Source organism: Streptomyces sp. NEAU-174 (assembly GCF_052665095.1).
The window spans coordinates 30,445-52,459 of the sequence record NZ_JBQTCE010000027.1; the positions used below are offsets into that span (position 1 = coordinate 30,445).

The 22,015-nt window shown below is 70.2% G+C and carries 20 protein-coding genes; 12 read left to right on the top strand and 8 right to left on the bottom strand.

All coding sequences use genetic code 11. The features are described from left to right. Positions 1 to 76: 76 nt before the first annotated feature. Positions 77 to 655 (top strand): TetR/AcrR family transcriptional regulator, encoded by a 579-nt coding sequence (locus ACT2CW_RS45865; RefSeq protein ID WP_445520873.1) that lies wholly within the window; start codon positions 77 to 79, stop codon positions 653 to 655. Positions 656 to 687: 32 nt separating this feature from the next. On the opposite strand, the gene ACT2CW_RS45870 is transcribed toward ACT2CW_RS45865, so the two are convergent. Further along, a complete protein-coding gene (locus ACT2CW_RS45870; protein ID WP_445520874.1) occupies positions 688 to 1,314 on the bottom strand; it encodes a M23 family metallopeptidase in 627 nt (208 codons plus the stop codon). Positions 1,315 to 1,636: 322 nt separating this feature from the next. Between ACT2CW_RS45870 and ACT2CW_RS45875 the strand changes: the two genes are divergently transcribed. Continuing rightward, complete coding sequence (locus tag ACT2CW_RS45875; RefSeq protein WP_445520875.1) at positions 1,637 to 4,660, top strand: NACHT domain-containing protein; 3,024 nt, start codon at positions 1,637 to 1,639, stop codon at positions 4,658 to 4,660. Between the two features lie 17 nt (positions 4,661 to 4,677). Here the strand turns inward: ACT2CW_RS45875 and ACT2CW_RS45880 are convergent, their stop codons facing one another. After that, a complete protein-coding gene (locus ACT2CW_RS45880) occupies positions 4,678 to 6,054 on the bottom strand; it encodes a serine hydrolase domain-containing protein (RefSeq protein WP_445520876.1) in 1,377 nt (458 codons plus the stop codon). Positions 6,055 to 6,159: 105 nt separating this feature from the next. On the opposite strand from ACT2CW_RS45880, the gene ACT2CW_RS45885 reads away from it, so the two are divergent. Further along, positions 6,160 to 6,855 carry a TetR/AcrR family transcriptional regulator gene (locus ACT2CW_RS45885; protein WP_445520877.1) on the top strand — a complete coding sequence of 232 codons (696 nt, stop codon included), beginning with the start codon at positions 6,160 to 6,162 and terminating at the stop codon, positions 6,853 to 6,855. Between the two features lie 221 nt (positions 6,856 to 7,076). After that, complete coding sequence (locus ACT2CW_RS45890; protein ID WP_445520878.1) at positions 7,077 to 9,425, top strand: tetratricopeptide repeat protein; 2,349 nt, start codon at positions 7,077 to 7,079, stop codon at positions 9,423 to 9,425. Positions 9,426 to 9,435: 10 nt separating this feature from the next. Here the strand turns inward: ACT2CW_RS45890 and ACT2CW_RS45895 are convergent, their stop codons facing one another. Both ACT2CW_RS45895 and ACT2CW_RS45900 read right to left on the bottom strand, forming a co-directional pair. Then, the gene (locus tag ACT2CW_RS45895) at positions 9,436 to 9,660 is read right to left on the bottom strand and encodes a hypothetical protein (protein ID WP_164432113.1); all 225 of its coding nucleotides are present in this window, start codon (positions 9,658 to 9,660) and stop codon (positions 9,436 to 9,438) included. Beyond that, on the bottom strand, positions 9,657 to 10,091 hold the full coding sequence (locus ACT2CW_RS45900; RefSeq protein ID WP_445520879.1) for an ATP-binding protein: 435 nt from the start codon (positions 10,089 to 10,091) through the stop codon (positions 9,657 to 9,659). The genes ACT2CW_RS45895 and ACT2CW_RS45900 overlap by 4 nt, the downstream gene beginning before the upstream one ends. A 181-nt stretch (positions 10,092 to 10,272) precedes the next feature. Here ACT2CW_RS45900 and ACT2CW_RS45905 point away from each other — a divergent pair, with 181 nt between their 5' ends. Together ACT2CW_RS45905 and ACT2CW_RS45910 are read left to right on the top strand one after the other, a co-directional pair. Further along, a complete protein-coding gene (locus ACT2CW_RS45905) occupies positions 10,273 to 11,163 on the top strand; it encodes a helix-turn-helix domain-containing protein (RefSeq protein WP_164432111.1) in 891 nt (296 codons plus the stop codon). Positions 11,164 to 11,174: 11 nt separating this feature from the next. Next, positions 11,175 to 11,369 (top strand): DUF397 domain-containing protein, encoded by a 195-nt coding sequence (locus ACT2CW_RS45910; protein ID WP_445520880.1) that lies wholly within the window; start codon positions 11,175 to 11,177, stop codon positions 11,367 to 11,369. A 431-nt stretch (positions 11,370 to 11,800) separates the two neighbouring features. Here ACT2CW_RS45910 and ACT2CW_RS45915 read toward each other — a convergent pair whose 3' ends face one another. Beyond that, positions 11,801 to 12,952 carry a methyltransferase domain-containing protein gene (locus ACT2CW_RS45915; RefSeq protein ID WP_445520881.1) on the bottom strand — a complete coding sequence of 384 codons (1,152 nt, stop codon included), beginning with the start codon at positions 12,950 to 12,952 and terminating at the stop codon, positions 11,801 to 11,803. A 104-nt stretch (positions 12,953 to 13,056) separates the two neighbouring features. Then, a complete protein-coding gene (locus tag ACT2CW_RS45920; RefSeq protein WP_445520882.1) occupies positions 13,057 to 13,644 on the bottom strand; it encodes a TetR/AcrR family transcriptional regulator in 588 nt (195 codons plus the stop codon). A gap of 135 nt (positions 13,645 to 13,779) precedes the next feature. On the opposite strand from ACT2CW_RS45920, the gene ACT2CW_RS45925 reads away from it, so the two are divergent. The 6 genes from ACT2CW_RS45925 (at position 13,780) to ACT2CW_RS45950 (ending at position 19,825) form a co-directional block, all read left to right on the top strand. After that, positions 13,780 to 14,316, top strand: coding sequence for an NAD(P)H-dependent oxidoreductase (locus ACT2CW_RS45925; RefSeq protein WP_445520883.1), 537 nt, complete (start codon positions 13,780 to 13,782; stop codon positions 14,314 to 14,316). Positions 14,317 to 14,430: 114 nt separating this feature from the next. Further along, complete coding sequence (locus ACT2CW_RS45930) at positions 14,431 to 15,564, top strand: NADH:flavin oxidoreductase (RefSeq protein WP_445520884.1); 1,134 nt, start codon at positions 14,431 to 14,433, stop codon at positions 15,562 to 15,564. A 114-nt stretch (positions 15,565 to 15,678) separates the two neighbouring features. Further along, entirely contained in the window at positions 15,679 to 15,939 is a 261-nt protein-coding gene (locus ACT2CW_RS45935) for an RNA recognition motif domain-containing protein (protein ID WP_164432101.1), read from the top strand. Positions 15,940 to 16,090: 151 nt separating this feature from the next. Next, positions 16,091 to 17,389 (top strand): LmeA family phospholipid-binding protein, encoded by a 1,299-nt coding sequence (locus ACT2CW_RS45940; RefSeq protein WP_445520885.1) that lies wholly within the window; start codon positions 16,091 to 16,093, stop codon positions 17,387 to 17,389. Between the two features lie 195 nt (positions 17,390 to 17,584). After that, a complete protein-coding gene (locus tag ACT2CW_RS45945) occupies positions 17,585 to 17,713 on the top strand; it encodes a hypothetical protein (protein ID WP_269146388.1) in 129 nt (42 codons plus the stop codon). Positions 17,714 to 17,797: 84 nt separating this feature from the next. Beyond that, positions 17,798 to 19,825, top strand: coding sequence for an ABC transporter ATP-binding protein (locus ACT2CW_RS45950; RefSeq protein ID WP_445520886.1), 2,028 nt, complete (start codon positions 17,798 to 17,800; stop codon positions 19,823 to 19,825). Here the strand turns inward: ACT2CW_RS45950 and ACT2CW_RS45955 are convergent. Next, a complete protein-coding gene (locus tag ACT2CW_RS45955) occupies positions 19,776 to 21,197 on the bottom strand; it encodes a sensor histidine kinase (protein WP_445520887.1) in 1,422 nt (473 codons plus the stop codon). The two genes, ACT2CW_RS45950 and ACT2CW_RS45955, sit on opposite strands and share 50 nt — an antisense overlap. Continuing rightward, positions 21,194 to 21,934, bottom strand: coding sequence for a response regulator transcription factor (locus ACT2CW_RS45960; RefSeq protein WP_138914538.1), 741 nt, complete (start codon positions 21,932 to 21,934; stop codon positions 21,194 to 21,196). Before ACT2CW_RS45960 ends, ACT2CW_RS45955 begins: the two co-directional genes overlap by 4 nt. Between the last annotated feature and the right edge of the window lie 81 nt (positions 21,935 to 22,015).

A 22,015-nucleotide genomic window follows, 5' to 3' on the forward strand; every position in this document is an offset into this window, starting at 1 on the left:
GGCGCCAACTAGCCGGGCGTCAAGTAAGTTACGTTCGGCCTGCCGACGGCAGCCAGACCAGCATCAGGAGAGCACCATGGGCAGCACACCGCGGCGGGGCGACACCCGTCAGCGCATCCAGGACGTCGCCCTGGAACTCTTCGCCGAGCACGGCTACGAGAAGACCTCACTGCGCGAGATCGCCGAGCGGCTCGAGGTCACCAAGGCGGCCCTCTACTACCACTTCAAGACCAAGGAGGACATCGTCCACAGCCTGTTCCAGGACCTGGGACGGCCGATGGACGAGCTGATCGCCTGGGGCGAGCAGCAGCCGCGCACCCTGGAGACCAAGCAGGAGCTGCTGCGCCGCTACAGCGCGGCCATGGACATCGGCGAGCCGCTGATGCGCTTCATGCAGGAGAACCAGGCGACGGTGCGCGAGCTGAGCATCGGCCAGATCTTCAAGAACCGGATGCTCGCGATGTCCGCCCTGGTCCGGGACCCCGAGGCGCCCCTGGTCGACCAGGTCAGGAGCATCACCGCGCTGTTCAGCATGCATGCGCGGATGTTCGCGCTGCAAACGGTCGAGGGCGACCCCGAGGACAAGCGGAAGGCTGTCCTGGAAGTCGCCCTCGATCTGATGAAGCAGGCGCATGAGCCATCGGCCCGCGGATGACGCATGACGCATGACGCGTCAAGGTCTGAGCGTCAGACCTTGACGCCGTGGTCGCGGAGGAACTTGAGCGGCTCGACGGCGGAGCCGTAGTTCGGCGTCGTACGGATCTCGAAGTGCAGGTGGGGGCCGGTCGAGTTGCCGGTGCTGCCGGACAGGCCGATCTGCTGGCCGGTGCTCACGGACTGCCCGATCCGCACGTCGATCCGGGACAGGTGGGCGTACTGCGAGTACGTCGCGTTGTCGTGCTTGATCACGATCGCGTTGCCGTACGCGGGGCCGTCACCGCCGCCGTTCGGGCCCGCCTTGACGACCACACCGCCGTGCGCCGCGCGCACCGGGGTGCCGGTCGGCACGACGAAGTCCTGACCGCTGTGATTGTGCGACCAGAGGTTGCCCGCGAGGCCGAAGGCGGCGCCTATCGCGTACTTGTCGACCGGGGTCTCCCAGGCGTTCGCCGCCTTCGCGGGGGCCTTCGGAGCGGGCGCCTTCGCGGCGGCCTGGCTGACGGACGGGGCGGAGGCGGCCGTACCGGCCCCCACGGCGAACGCCGTGCCGGCGCCGAGCGCGAGCGAGGCCCCCAGACCCATGGCGACCACGGCGGCGCGCCCCCTGGACACGGACGTAAGCGAGAATCGGCGGTTTGTGGCGCGCGGGGCCATGGGAAGTACCTCCAGAAGCGTCTTCGGAACGCCTCTTGTTATCCCGTTCTCGTTAATAGGCCAAGGTGTTCTTCTACTAAGTGGGTACGTAGCGAATTACTTATGAGGAGCCGTATCCCGCGCGGAATTCCCAGAAACTCCCATCACACCTCTGACCTGCGAGATCCCCTATTTTCCGTAGTAGACCCGGGGCCACCTGTGTGGGATGTCACCTTCGCAGGGACTTTCGGATGTCCGGTTCGGGACCAAGGGCCTTACCCCGCTGTACGCTGTCGACGGCCCTCCGCGGCCGGGGGGACACAACTACCGGGGGGAATGGGACGTGGATCCCGCAACCATCGGCGCTCGCCTCGCGTCGAGCGTCGTCACACCGCTCATCAAGAAGCTGTTCGTCAAGGAGGGGCCGGGCGCCGGGCTGGTGAACCAGCCGGTCCGCATCTCCTCCCTCATCTCGTTCCGGGGCGAGAAGCGCACCCTGACCGAGAAGGACCTCACCAAGCTCGCCGCCGAACTGGTCGCGCAGGCCACCCGGCACGCCGGACCCGGCGAGCGGCCCTGCCCCGCCGACGAGGACGAGCTCGTCGCCGAGAAGCTGGCCACCACGCTGTACGCGCTCGGCGACCTCGATATGAACGACATCCAGGCGGTGCAGCTCGGCCACCGCGGACTGGCCCATGAGCTGGCCCACGCCACCCGTACCCGGGGCCGGGACACCCTGCGCCTCAGCCAGGGCGGCGAGGCGCTCCACGAGCGGCTGCTGGACACGGCCTGCCTGCACATCCTGCACTTCTTCACCCAGCGCTCGACCTTCGTCGCCCGCTCCCTCGTCGAGCAGAGCGGGCAGCTCAGCGATCTCATCACCAAGATCGACATCCTGATCGAGCGCATCCCGTCGCAATCCGCGCAGGACGCGGGGTTCGAGCGGCGGTACGCGGAGTACATGATCGGCAAGCACTCCACGCTGACGATCGTGGGGATCGACCTCAGCCACGCGGAGGCCACGTGGCCGCTGGACGCGGCGTATCTCAGCCTGGAGGCGGTGTCCTCCGGCGAGGAGCGCCCGCTCGGCTCCTTCACCGACGAGACCTCCACCGTCCCGCAGCACGCCGCCCTTCCCTCCGCCCTCCCCGCCGACCGGGCGCTCTCCGGCCATCAGCGGGTGCTGCTGCGCGGAATCGCGGGCTCCGGCAAGACCACGCTGGTGCAGTGGCTCGCCGTGTGCACCGCGCGGCAGGAATCGCTGCGCGGCCTTGAGCAGCTGATCGGCCGCGTCCCCTTCGTCCTCCCCCTGCGCACGATCGCCCGCCAGGAGTCGCTGCCCTCTCCGGCCTCCTTCCTGGCCTCCGTCCACAACCCCCTGGACGGCGCCCAGCCGCCGGGGTGGGCCGACCGCGTCCTGACCGCCGGGCGCGGGCTGCTGCTGGTCGACGGCATCGACGAGATCCCCGAGCGCGACCGCGAGCGCACCCGCGCCTGGCTCGCCGACCTCCTCATCGCCTACCCGGACAATCTGTGGCTGGTCACCTCCCGCCCCTCGGCGGTCGAGGACGACTGGCTGGGGGCGCAGGACTTCGCCGAGTTCACGCTGTCCCCGATGAGCCGCGAGGACATGGCGGCGTTCATCGACCGCTGGCACGAGGCGGCGCGCCAGACCTGCCGTACGGAGGAGGAACGGGCGGAGCTGAACGCGTATCAAGCGGCCCTGCACACCGCCGTCCGCACCAAACAGGACCTGACCCGGCTCGCCACCAACCCCCTGATGTGCGGCCTGATCTGCGCCCTGCACCGCGCCCGCCGCGGCTATCTGCCGCCGGGCCGCAAGGCGCTGTACGACGCGGCGCTGTCCATGCTGCTGACGCGGCGCGACACCGAGCGCCACATCTACGCGCCGGGCGACGTCCAGCTGGACGAGGAGCCGCAGATCCAGCTCCTCCAGCGGCTCGCCTACTACCTGATCCGCAACGGCGAGGCCGAGCTGGACCGCGACCGCGCGGAACACCTCATCGAGGAGGCCCTCCCCTCGGTCCCCGCCGCCCGCGCCCTCGGCGACGCGCCCGCCATCCTGCGCCATCTGCTGCTGCGCAGCGGCCTCTTGCGCGAGCCGTCCGTGAGCACGGTGGACTTCGTCCACCGCACCTTCCAGGACTACCTGGGCGCCAAGGCGGCGGTCGAGGCGTGGGACGTCGGCCTGCTGATCCGCAACGCGCATGACGCGCAGTGGGAGGACGTCATCCGCATGGCCGTCGCGCACGGGCGGCCGCGCGAGCGGGCGGAGCTGCTGCGCAAGCTGCTGGAGGTGGCACGGCACGAGAACAGCGCCGAGTCGGCCCTTCGGCTGTTTCTGCTGGCCATGGCCTGCCTGGAGCACGCGCCCGATCTGGATCCGGCGATACGGGACGAGGTCACGCGGAACGCGATGGAGTTCGTCCCGCCCCTGACCGTCCCGCGAGCCCGGGAGCTGGCCACGGTGGGCCCCCTGGTGCTGGAGCTGCTTCCGGGGCCGGAGGGGCTGACGGACGAGGTGGCGGAGTGCTGTGTGGTGACGGCCTCACGCATACCGGTGGACGCGGCGATCCCGTATCTGGCGAGGTTCGCCGACCACCCGGCGGTCGGGGTGCGCGCGCAACTGGCGTCGAGCTGGGGCCGGTTCGACACCGAGCGGTACTTCCATGAGGTGATCCTCCGCCTGGACCGGGACGGCTTGTATTTCGTGGCCGAGTCCATGGAGCAATTGCGCATGCTCCTGGACACGGGTCCGCGTCCTTGGCTGATCCTGCGCGGGGATTTCACGGCGGACGAGATCAGGGACAACCTCAGGGGGGAGGAGGTGACCCGGCTGCGGCTGAACAGGAACGACGTGGTCAGCGACCTCGGCACCGCGCTCGGCCACCTGTCGGGCCTCGGAACGCTCTATCTGACCGGCTGCTTCGCGGCCCGCGACCTCTCCCGCCTGGCCGGACTCCCCCTCCACACCCTGGTCTACGAACCACCGGGCCCGGCGGGCAGGACCATCTTCCCCAAGGGCCTGGGCGAGCTGACGGCTCTGGAGCGGCTGAAGATCTTCATCGACCAGGCGGGCACCCACCCCCGCCACTTCCCACCCGGCATCACCTGGCTGGATCTGAGTATCCGGGCCGAAAGCCTGGACGCCACCTGGCTGGCCATGGTGTTCCCGAGGCTTCGTCATCTGAACGTCGCGTTTCTCCATGGCGCCGACCGCCCCCTCGACCTGTCCCCGCTCGCCGCCCTCCCCGACCTGGAGACCGTCACGATCGCCAACGCGGAGGTCACGGACCCGCATGCGCTCCCCGGCGTCACCGTGACGGCCCTGCCCCTGTCGCGCTGACGAGGGACGGGATGTGATCAGGATGGGTCCGAGACTCGGCTGAAGAGCCGGCCTGCGAGATCGACGCCGGTGACCACGCCGTTGACGTCACGGGAGAAGTAGCCGCGCTGCCCTCTGAGGCCGCCTTCGGTGACGATGTACTCGTCGCCGTCGCCGGGAAGGAAGCCGATGGCCGCGGCCGGGTAGTCCGGGGGCATGTCCGTATCCGATGCCTCGCGGATCTCCGGCTTGATCCCGACCGCCAGGGTGAGGTGGCTGCCCTCGGTGGCGATGTGGAGGTTCATGGCGTCGATCTCGTAACGGCCGACGACCTGTTGGGCCTGGCTCCGGTCGTACGGAACGGGCTCCGCCGGCTTCTCGACGATGCCGAGGCAGTGCTCGAGCGCCCACCGTACGACGGACTGGTTGAAGGGGTAGCCGTCCGGACCGGCGTTGGCCAGCGAGACCACCGCGAAGTCGCGCTCGGGCACGATGAGCAGTTCGGCGAACTGGCCGTTGCCCGAGCCGCCGTGGCCGATCCCCTGGAGGCCGTCCAGGTCGTGCAGGAACCAGCAGATGCCGAAGCCGTCGCCGAGCGTGCTGGCGCGCAGCTCGATCGTCCGCTCCCGCATCCGGCGCAGCGCCGATGCGGGCAACACGCCCTTGCCGTTGCCGAGTTGGAACCGTGCCCAGCGCAGCAGATCGCTCACCGAGGAGGCGAGGCCGCCGCCGGGGTTGTCGCCGCGCGCCCCCTCCTTGAACGCTCCCCAGGGCCGGGCGGCTCGCAGTTCGCCGTCGTCGCCGCGGTTATAGCCCACGGCGAACTTGCGGACCATCACCTCGGACAGGCCGTACACGGTGTCCGCAAGGCCCACCGGCTCCAGGACGAGTGAGGCCATGGCCTGCTCGAAGGACTGCCCCGTGATCTTCTCGATGATCCGCCCGGCCAGGTTGTACCCGGCCTGGCTGTAGGAGGCGCGGGCCCCGGGCCGCGCGATCAGCGGCAGCTGGGGCAGCTTCGCCACGAGCCCGGCCAGGGAGCGGTCGCCCTCGCCGTCGTCGATCAAGTTCCAGTCCAGCCCCGCGGTGTGGTTGAGCAGGTTCAGAACGGTGATCCGCGCCGCGGCCTCCTCGTCGGCGAGGACCAGCTCGGGGACGTAAGCCCGCACCGGTGCGTCCAGGTCCACCTTCCCCTCGGCCACCAGGCGCATCAACGCGGTCGCCGTGAAGGTCTTGGACACCGACGCCAGGGGGAACAGCGTCTTCTCGTCGACCGGCAGCGGATTGCCGAGGCTCGTCACACCGTGCGAGGCGTAGATCTCCTGGCCGTCCAGGAGCACCCCGACGGCGACACCGGGCACTCCCAGCTCCGTGGCCTGCGCCGTGACGAACTCCGACAGCTTCTCCTGCGACATGGCTCCCCTTCCAGGCACTTGAACTAAGTACGAGAGTGAGCGTAGACGGCCGCTTGAACAAAGTGCAAGACCTGGCATGAACTAAGTACAAGTAAGATGGTGGCCATGGGGCGAGACACACTGACCGCAGACCGGATCATCCGTGCGGCCGTCGAACTGCTCGATGACGAGGGACTGGACGGTCTCAACATGCGGAGCCTGGCGAAACGGCTCGGCTCGGCCGCCACGGCCGTCTACTGGCACATCAAGACCAAGGACGACCTCGTCCGACTCGCCAGCGACGCGATCTGGCACGAGGTCGAGCTGCCCGATCTCGACGCCACCGACTGGCGCACGGCCGCCACCGCCCATGCCTCGGCCATGCACGCGATGCTCACCCGGCACCCCTGGCTCGTCCAGGCATTCGGCAGCCACTTCCTGTACGGACCCGGCCAGGCCCGGCACAACGACTTCAGCCTTTCCCTCTACGAAAAGGCGGGCTTCGCCGCCGCCGACGCGGACCGGGCGGCCGCCACCGTGCTCACCTTCGTGCTCGGCAGCGCGCTCGGCCCTGCCGCACAGGTCTCGCTGAACCGCCGGCTGAGCAAGGACGGCGCGGATACCGGGCAACTGATGGCCGACGCCATGGCCCATGCCCGGGAGACCGCCATGCGATTCCCCCGCCTGCGCGAGCGCCTCGGCACCACGGCCGCCACGGAGTACGCCGCGGCGCCCGACGACACCTTCGCGTTCGGCCTTCAGTCCATCCTGGACGGCTTCGAGGCCCGCCTCACCGCCGACCGCGCCAGCCGCCGCGAGTGACGGCCACGGGCCACACGCAATCCGGCGAACCAATGCGGTCACGGCAGCAGGCGTACCGGGCGCCCGGACGTCGTCGACGAGTCGCAGCGGATGGTGGACGAGTCGAGCCCGTCCCTGCCGGGCAAGCATCAGGCGATGAATACCACCATTCGTATGCGCGCCGAGGCGTCCGGCGGGGGCCGCGTCCACCGGACGGGCCGCGACCAGCACATCACCGAGCGGTGAGCGGCCCGCCGCCCCCGTACGCGGAGGGCCCGCCGCCGTACGCGGAGGGCCGCGCCTCGGGGCAGGGCCGGGTCTTTCAGTCGACCGGCGACCAGCACATCACCGAACACCATCACCACTACGCGCCGGGCCCCGGCGCCTCCTTGTTCGCTGAGACGGCCGCCCCGTCGTCTCCATCGCTCTCCGCCACGGTGATGGGCCCGGACTCCGTGCGGATCCCGCTGGTCGGCCGAGCCCCGTCCGTCCTGCGCGACCGCGCGGACCTGATGCGGCGATTACGGACGGCCGTGGAGGGCGACGGCGGACAGATCCACGTACTGCACGGCATGGGCGGCTGCGGCAAGACGGCGGTGGCCCATGCCCTGTTCACCGAGGCCGTCCACGACCAGGCCCGCATTGGCTTGTGGGTCAACGCCTCGGAGCGGATGTCCCTGCGCGCGGGCATGCTGGCTGTCGCCGCCGACCGGGGCGCGGGCCCCGGCGAACTGGCCGCCGCGCACAGCGGGCAGCGCGCCGCCGCGGACCTCGTATGGCGCCACCTGGACCGCTCCCCGGAGCCCTGGCTCCTGGTGATCGACAACGCTGACGATCCGGCGATTCTGGTGGAAGGCGGCTGGTTGCGTGCCAGTCCTCGCGGCACCGTGCTGGTCACCACGCGATACGCGACCTCGCGCGTCTGGCAAGGCGCGATCCTCCACCCTGTCGGCGTGTTGCCGAGCGGGGACGCGGCCCAGGTCCTGTGTGACCTCGCGCCGCATGCGGGCACTCCGGCGGCGGCGGAACAGGTCGCCATCCGCCTCGGTTGCCTGCCGCTCGCGCTGACCCTCGCGGGTTCCTATCTGCACCACCAGTTACTGGAGTCCTGGTCCATGGACGAATACCGAAGCCGCCTCGAAGACGACCCGATCGGTCTCATCGACCAGGGAGCGGCCCTCGACTCCAGCCGTTCGGAGTCGCGTCACCTGGTCAGCCGCACCTGGCAGCTGTCCCTGGACGCCCTCGCCGACCAGGGCCTCCCCGAAGCGACGACGCTGCTGCGGCTGCTGTCCTGCTGGAGCGCGGACCCACTGCCGCTCGCCGTTCTGTCTCCAGCATCGCTGGGCGGAACGGGCCTACTGGACAGCGCGCGCGTCGAACCGGCGCTGCGCGGGCTGATCGACCACTCGCTGGCCACGATCGTCTCCGCGCCTGCGAGTGCGGATGGCGAACGGCCGGTGCGCTGCGTCCAGGTGCATGGGGTGCTCCTCGACAGCATCTCCTCGGGCATCCTCGCTGACCAGCGCGCCGCTCTCACCGAGGCTGCGGCGTCGTTGCTCGAGGCGGCCCTTCCGGCGGAGGCCGGGTCCGGCGGCGGGGACGGGTACGTGGCGCTGCTGGTCCCGCACGCGGCGGGGCTGCTGCGGCGCGTGGACGGTGAAGCGGTGGAGCAGGTGGTGGATCTGTCCGTACGTCTCTCGGAGCGCATCCACGAGACCGGTGATTACGCCGCCGCCCTGGCCTTGGCTCAGGAGGCCGCGGGGGCGGGGGAACGAGTGCTTGGGGCTGAGCATCCTCTGACGCTGAGCGCGCTCCAGCGCACGGGGCGCTCGCTGTTCCGGCTTGGTCGCATCGCGGAGTCGGAGGACGTGCACAGCCGGGTGCTACGAGTACGTGAACGGGTCTTGGGCCCTGACCACCCCGACACGCTTGAATCCTGCCACGGACTCCAGCAACCGCTTTTCAGAATGCGGCGACGGTCCGAAGCGCTCTCTCTGCTGCGTCGCGCGGCGAATGGGCTGCGGAGCGCTTTGGGCGTGGAGCACCCTAAAGCGCTGCGCAGCCGGGCCATGTTGATCGAAGAACTGGCCACATCGGGCAAGAACGAGGAGTTCACGCGCGTATCAACGGAGATCGTGGTCGACTGCGAGCGGTACCTTGGCGCAGATCACCCCACTTCCTTGTCCGCCCGGCACGCATACGCCTTTGGCGTCTCCCGACTCGGTGACCCTGCGGAAGCGGAACCCCTTGTCCGCCGAGTTCTGACGGATCGGGAACGCGTACAGGGGTTCGCCCACCCCATGACGCTCGGCGTTGTCGTTCTACTCAGTCAGGTACTGGCGAAGCGCGGGCACTGGGAAGAAGCGGTTGAACTGACCCGCCGGGCCATCGCTGGACGTGAGCAAGCGCTCCCCGCTGATAGTCCCGTTCTGGTGGAGAACTACAGCCAGTTGGCCCACTATCTTGCTGGCGCGGGGCGGACGGCGGAAGCCGAAAGTACGGCACGCGTAGCCCTTCCGCTATGTGAGCGTGTCCTTGGCCCCCATCACCCCGAAACGCTTCGTGCCCGCCAAGTTCTGGGCACCTGAGAACTGCCCACTAACCCCTCCGGTCCGACCGGGCCCGTTCGGCCTTCAGCAGCCGCTGGTAATCCGTGAGCACGCGGAGCAGCGCGAAGCCCGTGCCGAGGGGGACGGTGCCGAGTTCCAGTTGTGGGTGGCGGGGGTCGCTGAGGTCCGTTCGTATGTCGGGGAGCCGTACGCCGTGGGCGGCGAACTCGTCGCGGAGGATCGCGGCGACCCGCTCGGCGGGGGTGGGGTTCATGCGGGGCTTTTCGTGTGCGTGGGCGGGACGTTGAACTCGAACCACACCGCTTTGCCGGTGCCTTCGGTGGGTTCGTCGGGGGTCATGCCGCAGACATCGGAGAGGGCCGTGACCAGGAAGAGGCCGCGCCCGTTGGTCTCATCGGTCGCCGCGCGGCGCGGCGAGGGGAGTTCGGGGCTGTCGTCGTGGACGGTCACCCGGACGCGGTCGTGCTGGACGGTGGCGGCCATCCGTACGTCGCCCTTGCCGTGCCGGTGGACGTTGGTGACTAACTCCGACGTGCAGATCGCTGCCGCGTCGGCCAGTTGGGAGAGTCCTGAGGCCGCGAAGACCCCGCGCACGAAGTCGCGGCACAGCCGGGGTGAGGTGGGGAGAGCGGGGGCGGAGAGGGTGTAGCGGTGCGGGTGTTCCGGGTGTGCGGGTGCTCCCATGCGACGCCTCCGTGGCGCTTCGTGAACGGGCATCGTGCGGCCCAACACAGCTCCGCTGTGTGACTGCCACCACACATACGGTAGAGATGAAGGATGACAAGTTCAACCTAATCGCGAGAATGAGTGGACCGGCCCACCCCCTGACGGCAGACTGTGGCCCACACCCTGAGGAGAGACCCCGTTGGCACTGCGAACCAACCCCACCGAGAGACAGCGCCGCCTTGGCGCAGAGCTGCGAAGGTTGCGCGAGCAAGCCGGGTTGACGCTGCATGAGGCGGGCGCGCTCATCGACATGGGTCGTGTGCACCTGACGCATGTCGAGGGCGGCCGCACGGCGATCCCGACCGACCGACTGCGTCGGCTTTGCAAGGGCTACGGGTGCACAAGTGTGCCCTTTGTCGAGGCGTTGGTCAGCCTGGCGGAAGACAAGGGCAAGGGCTGGTGGAGCGGCTACAAAGGCGACATGCCCGCCGCAGCCCTCGATTTGGCGGAACTTGAGTCCCGCGCTGTCGGCCTCCGCTCCTACGAGTCGCTGTTCATCCCCGGGATCTTCCAGTCGGAGGATTACACCCGCGCCATCTTCCGGGTCAGCGACGTAGTGACGAATCCCGTGGACATCGATCGGGCGGTCGAGTTCCGCATGCAGCGCCAGGCAGCGCTCACCGTTGAAGATCCGCCCACGGTCCATGCCGTCGTCCACGAGGCCGCGCTGCACATGCGGTTCGGCGGCTCGGCTACGACGCGCAAGCAGTTGCTGCGGCTCGTGGAATTAGCGGAACTGCCGCATGTGACCGTTCAGATCCTGCCCTTTACGGCGGACGGCCTCCCAATGGTGAAGACGCCCTTCAACCTGATCGCTTCACACGGCGGGATTCTGGAAACGATCCAGTTGGACCACGCAAGCCAGTCCATGTTCCTCCACGACCCGGACTCGGTCGCCCAGTACGGAAGGCACTTCGATCGGCTCCGTGGCGTAGCCCTACCGCCAGTGGATACCAGCCCTTCCGCGATCAGCCATGACGTTCGGGATTCACTTGGCCTGATCCAACACATCCTCTACAGCCATTACTAGGAAGCGTGGTCATGCTTGACCTCAAGTGGCGCAAGTCATCCTTCAGCGCGGACGTCCACCAAAACTGCATGGAACTCGCCGTCGCCCCCGACGGCCTCCACATACGCGAGAGCGACGAGCCGGACGCGGTGGTCCGTACGACGCCTGCCGCGCTCGGCGGCTTCATACGCGCCATAAAGACTGGCCGTCTGGACCACACCCTCTGAGCGCGGGCCGGATGTCATGCGCGGGCATCGTCTCGCGCGCTTCGCGCGATTGAGCAGCGGGGCAGGGGGGCCGGGGCGCGGGGCGCGTTGCCGGCCAGCGGGCCGGTGGGGGTGCGCGCCTTGACGGCAACCGCGACCGGGGGCCGATGCCGATCCGGAGCGCGGCCCGGTGGGGCGCCCCCTCCGGGTACCCTCTCCGAAAACACTTGATCTGAAGCAACTACCTTGTCAAAGGTTTTCGGGAGAGGTACCCCCTGAGTGCGGCGGTCCGGCGACGGGCCTCGCCCCCGCAGACGGATGCCGCCACCGGCGGTCGCTCCCACCGGCCCGGCGGTCGGCAACGCGCCCTGCGCCCCCGCCCCCTGCCCCGCTGCTCAATCGCGCGAAGCGCGCGAGACGGCGCCGCACCCAACCCACGCACCGCACCCGACCTACGCACCGCACCCGCCCGATGCGCCCCGGCGTAGGCGGTCCGGATACGCGGCGGACAAGGGCCACGCCGCCGAGGGGTCGCCGAGCCACACCCGGTGACCGTCGGTCGTGACCGTCAGCCCGAAGTCGAACAGCTCCGGGCGCCCGGCGCCCTCCCACCAGGCGAGGGCCTGGGCGGTCTCGTCGGCCAGGTTTCGCGGGCCCCACTGATGCACCGCGCCATCCGTCGCGTACGCCCACGAGTCCCGGCTGCACCACCAGTGCCCACCGTCCTGCGGCCAGTGCGCCACGTCGGCGAGCCTCAGTCCGACCGCGAACTCGGCGTGGGGGTCGGCGAGAACCGCGACGTCCAGATCGGCCTTGCTCTCGCGGCTCTCCTCCCACGCTTCCGTGGAGAAGACCGCATCGATGCGCGGGCGCGCGCGCTGGCCCCGCACCGCCATGAACGTCACCGCGCCCGCGAACCGGCCCTCGGCGCGGCCCTCCGAGACGGTCAGCCGCGCGAGTCCATGCGAGCAGAACGCGGTGCGGAAGGGGGCCAGGATCAGGCCGCCCGGCCACACCTGCTCCACCCATGGCCAGGGGATCGACGTCACCGAGGCCGTCGCCACCAGCCGGTCGTACGGTGCGCCGCTGCGCCACCCCTGCTCGCCGTCCGCTTCCAGCACCGTCGCCCCGCCGTACCCGGCCCGGTGCAGCGCGACTCGTGCGCCGTCGGCCACGTCCGGGTCGATCTCCAGGGTGGTCACTCGCTCAACGCCCACCCGCTCGGCCAGCAGCGCCGCGTTGTACCCGGTGCCCGCCCCGATCTCCAGCACTCGATGTCCCGGCCGCAGGTCCAGCGCGGCGAGCATGGTCACCACGGCGGCCAATGCCGAGATGGAGCTGGTGGGAACATCGCCGCCGGCGGGATCGGGGGCACCGTCATCCACCTGGATGGCAATGGCCTGTGCGGGGTCGTACACCATGCGGGCCCACCGTTCCGGGTCGTCCGCTCGGCGGAGCGGCCGGTATACGCCGCCGTCCACCACCCATACGGTGCGGGGGACGAACTCGTGCCGCGGGACGGCCTCGAACGCGCGCCGTACCCACGGCTCGGCGATGTCGAGCGTCTCGGCCGCCCGCGCGTGCAGCCCTTCCAGGTCGGTCACGTGCGGTGCGTCTCCTCGCATCGTTGGTCAAGCAACCAGTGTGGGCTTCGCCCGTCGAGGGGCAGTAGAGCGCGTATGCACCAACCGGCCGATCAGGCCCGGATTCAGGCGCGGTCAGATTCGTCGCAGGCGGTCCAGATGAGGCGGCGGGCGAGCTCGCCGGTGCGCTGAGCGGGGCCCTGGGGGCCGAGGACGGTGGCGGTGACGTAGACGCCGTTGAGGACGAGCGTCAGGTCGTCGGCGAGCTGCTCGGGGTCGGAGGCGCGGGCGTCGGCCGCCAAGTCACGCATCCAGTCACGGACCCGCTGCTCGTGGGTGACCGCCACACGGTTAGCGGGATGCTGCGGGTCGGGAAACTCGGTGTGGGTGTTGAGCATGGGGCAGCCGCGAAAGGTGGGCTGCCTGGTCTCCTCGATGACGGCCGTGAAGATCGCGAGAAGCTTCTCGCGCGGGTCGTCGGCCTGGTCAGCGACCTGGCGCATACGCGCGAACCAGGCGTCGGCGCGGTCCTGTGTGTAGGCGCTGGCGAGAGCGTCTTTGGTGGGGAACTGCCGATAGACGGTGGCGTTGCCGACGCCGCTCTCCTTGACGACCAGGTCCATACCGACAGCGCGGATGCCGCGCTGGTAGTACAGGCGGCTCGCCACGGCCAGGACGTGGCGCCGGTTCTCCTCCGCTGTCTTGCGAGGCATGGTGCGCTCCTTCTGCTTGCTATGACGCGGCGCGCGGTGGGCACGGGCTCAGCTTGACAGACGGATCGTTCCGTCACAAACTCCGTGACGGAACGATCCGTCACATTCAACGACCACAGTCAAGGATCACCCCCGATGCGCACCCTCGTTGTCGTTGCCCACCCCGACCTGACCTCCTCCCGCATCACCGCCCGCCTGGCCGAGGCCGTGCGCGACCTCGCGCATGTCACCGTCCATGAGCTCGGCGCCGCCTACCGCGACGGCCGCTTCGACATTGCCCGTGAGCAGCGACTGCTGCGGGACCACGGCCGGATCGTGTGGCAGTTCCCCTGGTACTGGTACTCCGTCCCCGCGGTGCTGAAGGCATGGATCGACCAGGTCCTCACCCACGGCTTCGCCTACGGCAGCGGCGGCTCCGCGCTGCGCGGCAAGACCCTCCAACTGGTCACCTCCACCGGCGGGCCGGAAGAGTCGTACGCCGCCGTCGATCCCACTTCCCGTTTCACGATGACCCAGCTGCTGGCGCCCCTCGACGCCACCGCCCGCCTGATCGGCATGCGGCTCGCCGAGCCGCTGGTTCTGCACGGCGCCCGCACCGTCTCCGACGAGGACCTCGCCACGCACGCCAAGCGCTACCGCGAGCTTCTCGGCTCCACCCGACGGGCCGACTGAGCAGGCTCCCCGGAGGCAGCCTCCGGTACTTGCCTCTGACGTTGGCGTCAGGTTTTAGCTTGGCCGGGCCGCGCGATTCCGCGTGGTGATGACGTCAGGTCAAGGAGTGTTCACGTGTCCATAAGCAGTGGTGCCGAGCGCGCGGCCCAGGTGCTGTCCCGTCCGTTCAGCGTGGGTGGGCTCACCGTACGCAATCGGATCGCCATGGCGCCGATGACCCGCATGTTCTCGCCGGGCGGGGTGCCGAATGCCGATGTGGTGGCGTACTACGCGCGTCGCGCCGCCGCCGGGGTGGGGCTGATCATTACCGAGGGGACCTATGTCGATCATCGATCGGCCGGACTGAGCGACAGCGTGCCGCGGTTCTACGGGGAGGACGCCCTGAACGGGTGGGCCGAGGTCGTGCAGCAGGTGCACAGCGCCGGTGGGCGGATCGCGCCGCAGATCTGGCATGTGGGGGTTTCGCGGGAGGAGGGGGCACCCCCGTACCCCGAGGCGCCCGTGCTGAGTCCGTCCGGTGTCGGGCTGGACGGCCGGCCGGTCGGGCGGGCGATGACGCAGGACGACGTGGACGCGGTGATCGCCGCCTTCGCCGACGCGGCCGCCGCGGCCGAGCGGATCGGCTTTGACGGGGTCGAACTGCACGGGGCGCATGGGTACTTGATCGACCAGTTCCTGTGGGGCACCACCAACCGCCGCACCGACGCGTACGGCGGCGACCCGGTGTCCCGGGTCCGCTTCGCGGCCGAGTTGGTGGCCGCCTGCCGTAAGGCCGTCTCCGCCGAGTTCCCGATCATCTTCCGTATGTCCCAGTGGAAGCAGGACCACTACGACGTGCGCATGGCCGAGACCCCGCAGGAGCTGGAGGCGCTGCTCACGCCGCTGGCGGAGGCGGGGGTGGACGTCTTCCACTCGTCCACCCGGCGCTACTGGACGCCGGAGTTCGAGGGCTCGGACCTGAACCTCGCGGGGTGGACGAAGAAGCTCACCGGGAAGTCGACGATCACGGTCGGCTCGGTCGGCCTGAACCAGGACTTCCTGCCGACGTTCGTGCCGGGCACCGGCAGCGGGTCGGCCCAGGTGGCGGACATCGAGAATCTGCTGGACCGGCTGGAGCGGGACGAGTTCGATCTCGTGGCCATCGGGCGGGCCCTGCTCGCCGACCCCGAGTGGGCCGAGAAGGTGCTGACCGGACGCGCGGACGCACTCGTGCCGTACTCCGTGGAGCAGCTCGGCACGCTGCACTGAGCAGTCGTACGGGATGACCGGTTCAGCCCATGCGAATGGCCGGTTTCCTACCTCGCTGAGAGGATTGAGCCGGTTCGCTCCCCTGGGAACCACGGAGAACAAGGAGAGCCGGTCATGTCCAAACGACTGCATGTGGGCAACTTGAGCTATCAGACGACGACACGGGACCTGGCGACCCTGTTCGGGCAGTTCGGCGAGGTGCTGGACGCGACCGTGATCACCGACCGGGAGAGCGGCCGCTCGCGGGGGTTCGGGTTCGTGGAGATGGACGAGATGGCCGCGGAGAAGGCGATGGCCCAGCTCGACGGCTGCGAGATGGACGGCAGGGCGGTGACGGTCACCGAGGCGAGGGCGGTCTCGCGCGGCACGCGGTAGGGCGGTATCACGCGGCACGCGCTGAGGCGGTATCACGCGGCACGCGCTGAAGAACGGCACGTGCACGGAAGGCAAAAACGGAACGTGCCGTTCGCCACGTATCGCCGCTAGGACTTGCGGGTGGAGTAGTGTCCCGTGGTGGTATTGAGTGATGCGATCCCCCACACGCATACCTTCACCACAGCCCTCATACCCTCACGACGGTTCACCTGGCGTTCACTACCGGAACCCGTACGAGGAACTCGCCGAACTGGCCGACCCGTACGATCCGGACGATCCCCTGGGTCTCGGCCTGACGTCGGACGATGACGACGACGCCGACCTCGGCGGGCGCAGAGACAAGCCGGCCGCCTCGGGCTCCGGGGACGACGGCGAGCAGTGGTCACCGCCCAACCACCGCCGCTCGTCCCGGCGTCGGCGCGGCCGCTTCCGGGCGGTGCCGCGCACCGCGAAGGCGCTGATCGGGGTGGTCGTGCTGGCGCTGCTGCTGGTGCTGGCCGACCGCTGCGCGGTGATGTACGCCGAGCGCAAGGCCGAGCAGGAGCTCCAGAAGAAGCTGAATCTGGCCACGGCACCGAACGTGACCATCCACGGCTTCCCGTTCCTCACCCAGGTGCTGGGCAAGGACCTCCAGCAGGTCGACATCGCCGTGCCGGACGTGGCGGCCGACCGGGTCTCGCTCGCCGAGGTGCGCGCCCAGGTTCAGGACATCCGGATCGTGGGGGATCTGCCCAGCTCCTTCAGGGGCGCGACGGTGGGCCGGATGAAGGGCGATGTGCTGCTGTCCTTCGAGGACCTCAGCCGTGAACTGGGCGCCTCCCAGGTGCGGTTCCGGGCGCTGGGGCCCAACTCGGTGCGCGCGGACGGGAAGCTGCCGGTCGCGGGCCAGCAGGTGTCGCTGCACGCCCAGGCACATATCCGGCGCCAGGGAGACCGTGGGATCTCCACCAGCGTCACCGATATGCGGCTGGACATCCCCGGGATCGCAACCTACCGGCCGGGCCCCGAGCCGCGCCCCGGGCTGTATCTGCACAAGAAGGCGGCCACGCAGATCAGCGAGGACTCCGAGAAGGCGGAGGCGCTGCTGTCGATCCCGTCGGTGGCGGAGAAGCTCGGGGTGCCGCCGGCGGAGGCGGGGCAGGCGCTGAACGACGAGCGGAAGCTGGACGAGATCACGGGCTCGCCGCGGTTCGTCCCCGCGCTGCTCGCGGTCAACCTCGTCCAGGCGGCCAACGACCATCCCCAGCTGGCCAGGAAGCTCGGCATCGATCCGACGGTCGCCGCCGCGCTGGCGCGGATGAAGGTGCCGGAGCTGACGGACAAGCTGGAGCTCTCCTTCCAGCTGCCCGAAAAGGCCAAGGGAATCCGGTTGGCGAACATCGGTGTCTCCCCGGAGGGGATCAGGGCGGATCTGACCGGTGCGGGGCTGAATTTCGGAAAAACCCGCTGACGAATTCGGTTTCATGAAAGGGGCTGGTGGCGCTAGCCACCAGCCCCTTTCGCATGCCCCGCACCCTCTACCGTTCTGGGCAAACGCACAGCTCAGTCCGATCTCCCTCACGGATATCGCTCCTAATGTCTTCCGTGTCGAAGCCGAACGGCTACGGCGAAGGAAAAGAAACAGCGAATTCCGAAAGGCACCATCATGAGCTTCCACAAGATCGTCCCGGTCAAGCCCGCCCGCAAGGCCGAGCCGAAGAAGAAGCACCACGCCCACAAGCCGGGCCCGAAGCCGGCCCCGAAGAAGCCCCACCGCCGCCCCATCGGCGGCTGACCCCACACCTCGAGAGGCGGGTCCGCGGCAGCGCGCCGCGGGCCCGCCTCGGCCTTGTCCGGAGCCGAGCGGGAGAGACCGACCGTGACCCCATACGAAGACCCGCCCACCATGCAGCTGCGCGCGCTCGGGTCCGACCCGGCCGGTGGCCTGGGACGGCATCGGCGCTCCGGGCGGCCGCGCCCTTACGGTCGTCATCAGCCGAAGGCCACCCCGCAGCTCCCGCAGCTCCCGCACCTCCCCGAGGAGTATCTGCCGGTAGACGCGGGGGACGGCGAGCCCGGCGGCGAGGAGGCGGAACGGACCGCCGCTCCGCGGCTGGCCGCGCGGCAGGCGTTCCGCCGGTTCTGGCCGCTCACCAGGGGCGACCGGCGCTGGCTGGTGCTCATCTGCGCCTGTGTCATCGCCGCGGCGCTCGCCGAGACCGCCGCCATCCTCCTCTTCTCCGATCTGACCGACAACGCCCTGCGGCAGGGCTCGCTCGGCGCCTTCTGGGTTCCCGCCGCGCAGTGGCTCACGGTCGCGGTGCTCGGCGCGGGTGTCGGCTATATGGGCAACTCGCTCGCCGTATGGACCGCGGAACGGTTCGTACTGCGGCTGCGGGCCCGGGTCTTCGCGCATGTACAGGATCTGCCGCCGCACTTCTTCCAGCGGCACCGCCAGGGCGATCTGGTCGAACGGCTCACCGGGGACGTGGAGTCCATCGAGCAGATGGTGGTCTCCGGGGTGGTGAGCACCGTCTCCGCCGTCTTCAGCACGGTCTTCTTCTCCGTGGCCGCCTTCCGGCTGCGCTGGGACCTGGCGCTGGTCACCTTCGTCCTGGCGCCGCTGTTCTGGCTGGCCGCGCGGCGCTTCTCCGGGCGGATCAGCTCGGTCGCGCGGGACGAGCGGGTCGCCGATGGCGCGATCACCTCCGTGGTCGAGGAGTCGCTCGGCAACGTCGTGCTGACGCAGGCGTACCACCGTAAGGACGCCGAGGAGCGGCGGCTGGGCCGGGAGGCCGGTGCGTGGCTGCGGGCGTCGGTGGCCGGTGCCCGGATGAGCGAGCTGTACGAGCAACTGGTCGAGGTCATCGAGACGCTGTGCGTGCTCGCCGTGATCGGGCTGGGTGCCTGGGAGATCTCCCAGGACCGGATGACCATCGGCCAGTTGCTGGCCTTCGCCGCCTTCCTCGGCTACCTCTATCCGCCGATCCGCAACCTCGGACAGCTCGGTCTCACCCTTACGGCCGCCACCGCGGGCGCCGAGCGGCTGGCCGAGATCCTCGACGCCGAGCCCGCCGTGAGCGATCCGCCGCCGGGGGCCGCGATGGCGCCGTGGCGGGTGCACGGCACGGTGGAGTTCGACGGTGTCGGCTTCCGCTATCCCGGGGGCGACCGGCGCACCCTGGCCGGGGTCTCGTTCACCGCCAGGCCCGGTGAGTTCGTGCTGATCACCGGGGCGAGCGGGGCGGGCAAGTCCACCGTCTCCAAGCTGCTGACCCGCTTCTACGACCCGGCGGAGGGGTTCGTACGGCTCGACGGCGTACCGCTGTACGCGATGCCGCTGGGCTTCCTGCGGACGCATGTGACGCTGCTGCCGCAGGAGACGCTCTCCTGCACGACACCATCCGCGAGAACATCGCCTGCGGCCGCCCCGGGGCCACCGAGCACGAGATCGTCCGGGCGGGCGCGGGACGCCGCCGCGCACGACTTCATCGCGGCGCTGCCCGAGGGCTACGACACCCGGATCGACCCGCGTACGGCACGGCTGTCCGGCGGGCAGCTCCAGCGCATCGCCATCGCCCGCGCGATGCTGCGCGACGCGCCCGTCCTCGTCCTGGACGAGCCCACCACGGGGCTGGACGCGCTGGCCGCGCGGCGGGTCGTACGGCCGCTGCGGCGGCTGATGTCCGGCCGCACCACGATCATGATCACCCACGATCTGAACCTGGCGCCGGACGCGGACCGCATCCTGGTGCTGGACCACGGGCGGGTCGTGGAGTCGGGCACCCATCACGAACTGCTGGCGCTGGGCGGGACGTACGCACGGCTGCACGGCTCCGGGCCGGACGGGGCCGGGGTCAGCCCAGGGCGATCTCGGGTGGAGCCGTTGGCGCGCCCGGGAGTTTGAGCCAGGCGACCGTGCCGCCGCCCGGGGCCGGTTCCAGGCCCACCTGGCCGCCCGACTGCTGGACCGTACGGGCCACGATCGACAGGCCGAGGCCCGAGCCGGGCATGCTGCGGGCGGACGGGGAGCGCCAGAAGCGCTTGAAGACATGCGGCAGTTCCTCGGCGGGGATGCCGGGGCCATGGTCGCGCACCCGTACCTCTCCGCTTCTGAGGACGACGTCGACCACACCACCCGAAGGGCTGAACTTCACGGCGTTGTCGAGCAGATTGACCAGCGCCCGCTCCAGGGCGGTCGCCTCGCCGCGGACGTACCAGGGTTCGATCGAGGCGTTGATCGTGAGATGGGCGCCGCGCAGCCGGGCCCGCTCCAGGGCCGTTCGCGCCACCTCGTGCAGGGCGACCACCTGTAGGGGCCCGCTGCCGGGCACGGCGTCGGGGCGGGACAGCTCCTGAAGGTCGCCGATCAGCGCCGCCAGCTCGGTCATCTGCGCCTTGACGCTCCCCATGAGCGCCTTACGGTCGGCGGGCGGGAGCGCGCGGCCGGTCTCCTCGCTGCGCGCGAGCAGCTCGATATTGGTGCGCAGCGAGGTCAGCGGGGTGCGCAGCTCATGCCCCGCGTCCGCGATCAGCTGCTGCTGACGGTCGCGGGAGGAGGCGAGGGCCGCCGTCATGGAGTTGAACGACCGGGACAGCCGGGCGATCTCGTCATCGCCCTCCGTCGGAATGCGCACGGCCAGATCCTCGGTGCGGGCCACATGCTCGACCGCCTCGGTCAGCCGGTCCACCGGCTTGAGCCCGGTCCTGGCGATCCACAGGCCCGCCGCTCCCGCGCCCACGACGCCCACCCCGGCGACGAGGGCCAGGACCAGCGCGAGCGTGCCCAGCGGATGCGCGACCTCGCTCAGCGGGCGCGCCATGGAGACGGCGATCCCGCGCGGCAGCGGGCTGCCGGGGCCGGAGGTCGGCCGGTAGGTGAACACCCGCATGTCCTCGCCGCCCGCGCCCGTCGCGTCATGCAGCGCGCTCGGCCGCTCCCCGACGGCCACGGCCACATCGGCGGTGGTCACCGGCAGCTTGGTCGCCCCGGGCTGGGTGCAGCGGCTCCCGTCGGCCAGCACGATCTGCACGGAGTACGAGCCGAGGGCGTGCGGGGTGCGGTCGTCGGCGCCGTCGGGGCTCTGGCACGCCTCCAGGATGCTCAGCACATTGCGCTCGTCCACCGTCACGTTGCGCAGGGACGAGTCGAGCTGGGCGCTGAGCTGCTCCCGGACGATCAGCCAGGACGCGAACGCGGACACCGCCACCGCGACCGCGACCGCCACGGCGGTCAGCAGGGCCAGCCGCGAGCGCAGCGGCAGTCTGCGGAACCTCACGAGGGCTCGCCCTCCGCGGGCCGCAGGACGTACCCCACCCCGCGCACGGTGTGCACGAGCCGCGGCTCGCCGCCCGCCTCGGTCTTACGGCGCAGATACATCACGTACACGTCCAGCGAGTTGGACGACGGCTCGAAGTCGAAGCCCCACACCGCCTTCAGGATCTGCTCGCGGGTGAGCACCTGACGGGGATGGGCCAGGAACATCTCCAGCAGGGTGAACTCGGTCCGGGTCAGCTCCACGCGGCGCGCGCCCCGGACGACCTCGCGGGTCGTCAGGTCCATCCGCAGATCGCCGAAGGCCAGTACGTCCCCCTCGGGCAGCGCCGCGCCCTGCTGGGCGGCGTAGGAGCTGCGGCGGAGCAGGGCGCGGATGCGGGCCAGCAGTTCGTCCAGTTCGAAGGGTTTGACGAGGTAGTCGTCGGCGCCCGCGTCGAGCCCGGTGACCCGGTCGCCGACCGTGTCCCGCGCGGTGAGCATGAGGATCGGCAGCGTCACCCCGGTGGCGCGCAGCCGCCGCGCGGCGGTCAGCCCGTCCATCCGGGGCATCAGCACATCGAGCACGATCAGCTCGGGGTCGTAGGAGCCGACCTTGGCCAGCGCGTCCAGTCCGTCCACGGCGGTCTCGGTCGCGTAGCCCTCGAAGACGAGGCTGCGCTGAAGGGCTTCCCGGACGGCCGGCTCGTCGTCGACGATCAGGATGCGGGACGGCTGATCGCCGTGGTCGGCGGGGCTCATGGGTCGGTTTCCTCAAAGCGGGTGACGGCGGGACGGGGAGGGTGGCCGCGGCGGGCTGTGCGGCGCTGCTGCCAGCCTCGC

Excerpts from the sequence above, each read along its gene's own strand:
- ACT2CW_RS45865 (WP_445520873.1), top strand. The coding sequence starts at position 77 with ATGGGCAGCACACCGCGGCGGGGCGACACCCGTCAGCGCATCCAGGAC.
- ACT2CW_RS45935 (WP_164432101.1), top strand. The coding sequence starts at position 15,679 with ATGTCCAAACGACTGCATGTGGGCAACTTGAGCTATCAGACGACGACA.
- ACT2CW_RS45880 (WP_445520876.1), bottom strand. The coding sequence starts at position 6,054 with ATGTCGCAGGAGAAGCTGTCGGAGTTCGTCACGGCGCAGGCCACGGAG.
- ACT2CW_RS45895 (WP_164432113.1), bottom strand. The coding sequence starts at position 9,660 with ATGAACCCCACCCCCGCCGAGCGGGTCGCCGCGATCCTCCGCGACGAG.
- ACT2CW_RS45925 (WP_445520883.1), top strand. The coding sequence starts at position 13,780 with ATGCGCACCCTCGTTGTCGTTGCCCACCCCGACCTGACCTCCTCCCGC.
- ACT2CW_RS45920 (WP_445520882.1), bottom strand. The coding sequence starts at position 13,644 with ATGCCTCGCAAGACAGCGGAGGAGAACCGGCGCCACGTCCTGGCCGTG.
- ACT2CW_RS45960 (WP_138914538.1), bottom strand. The coding sequence starts at position 21,934 with ATGAGCCCCGCCGACCACGGCGATCAGCCGTCCCGCATCCTGATCGTC.
- ACT2CW_RS45900 (WP_445520879.1), bottom strand. The coding sequence starts at position 10,091 with ATGGGAGCACCCGCACACCCGGAACACCCGCACCGCTACACCCTCTCC.
- ACT2CW_RS45910 (WP_445520880.1), top strand. The coding sequence starts at position 11,175 with ATGCTTGACCTCAAGTGGCGCAAGTCATCCTTCAGCGCGGACGTCCAC.
- ACT2CW_RS45885 (WP_445520877.1), top strand. The coding sequence starts at position 6,160 with ATGGGGCGAGACACACTGACCGCAGACCGGATCATCCGTGCGGCCGTC.
- ACT2CW_RS45940 (WP_445520885.1), top strand. The coding sequence starts at position 16,091 with ATGCGATCCCCCACACGCATACCTTCACCACAGCCCTCATACCCTCAC.
- ACT2CW_RS45945 (WP_269146388.1), top strand. The coding sequence starts at position 17,585 with ATGAGCTTCCACAAGATCGTCCCGGTCAAGCCCGCCCGCAAGGCCGAG.
- ACT2CW_RS45870 (WP_445520874.1), bottom strand. The coding sequence starts at position 1,314 with ATGGCCCCGCGCGCCACAAACCGCCGATTCTCGCTTACGTCCGTGTCC.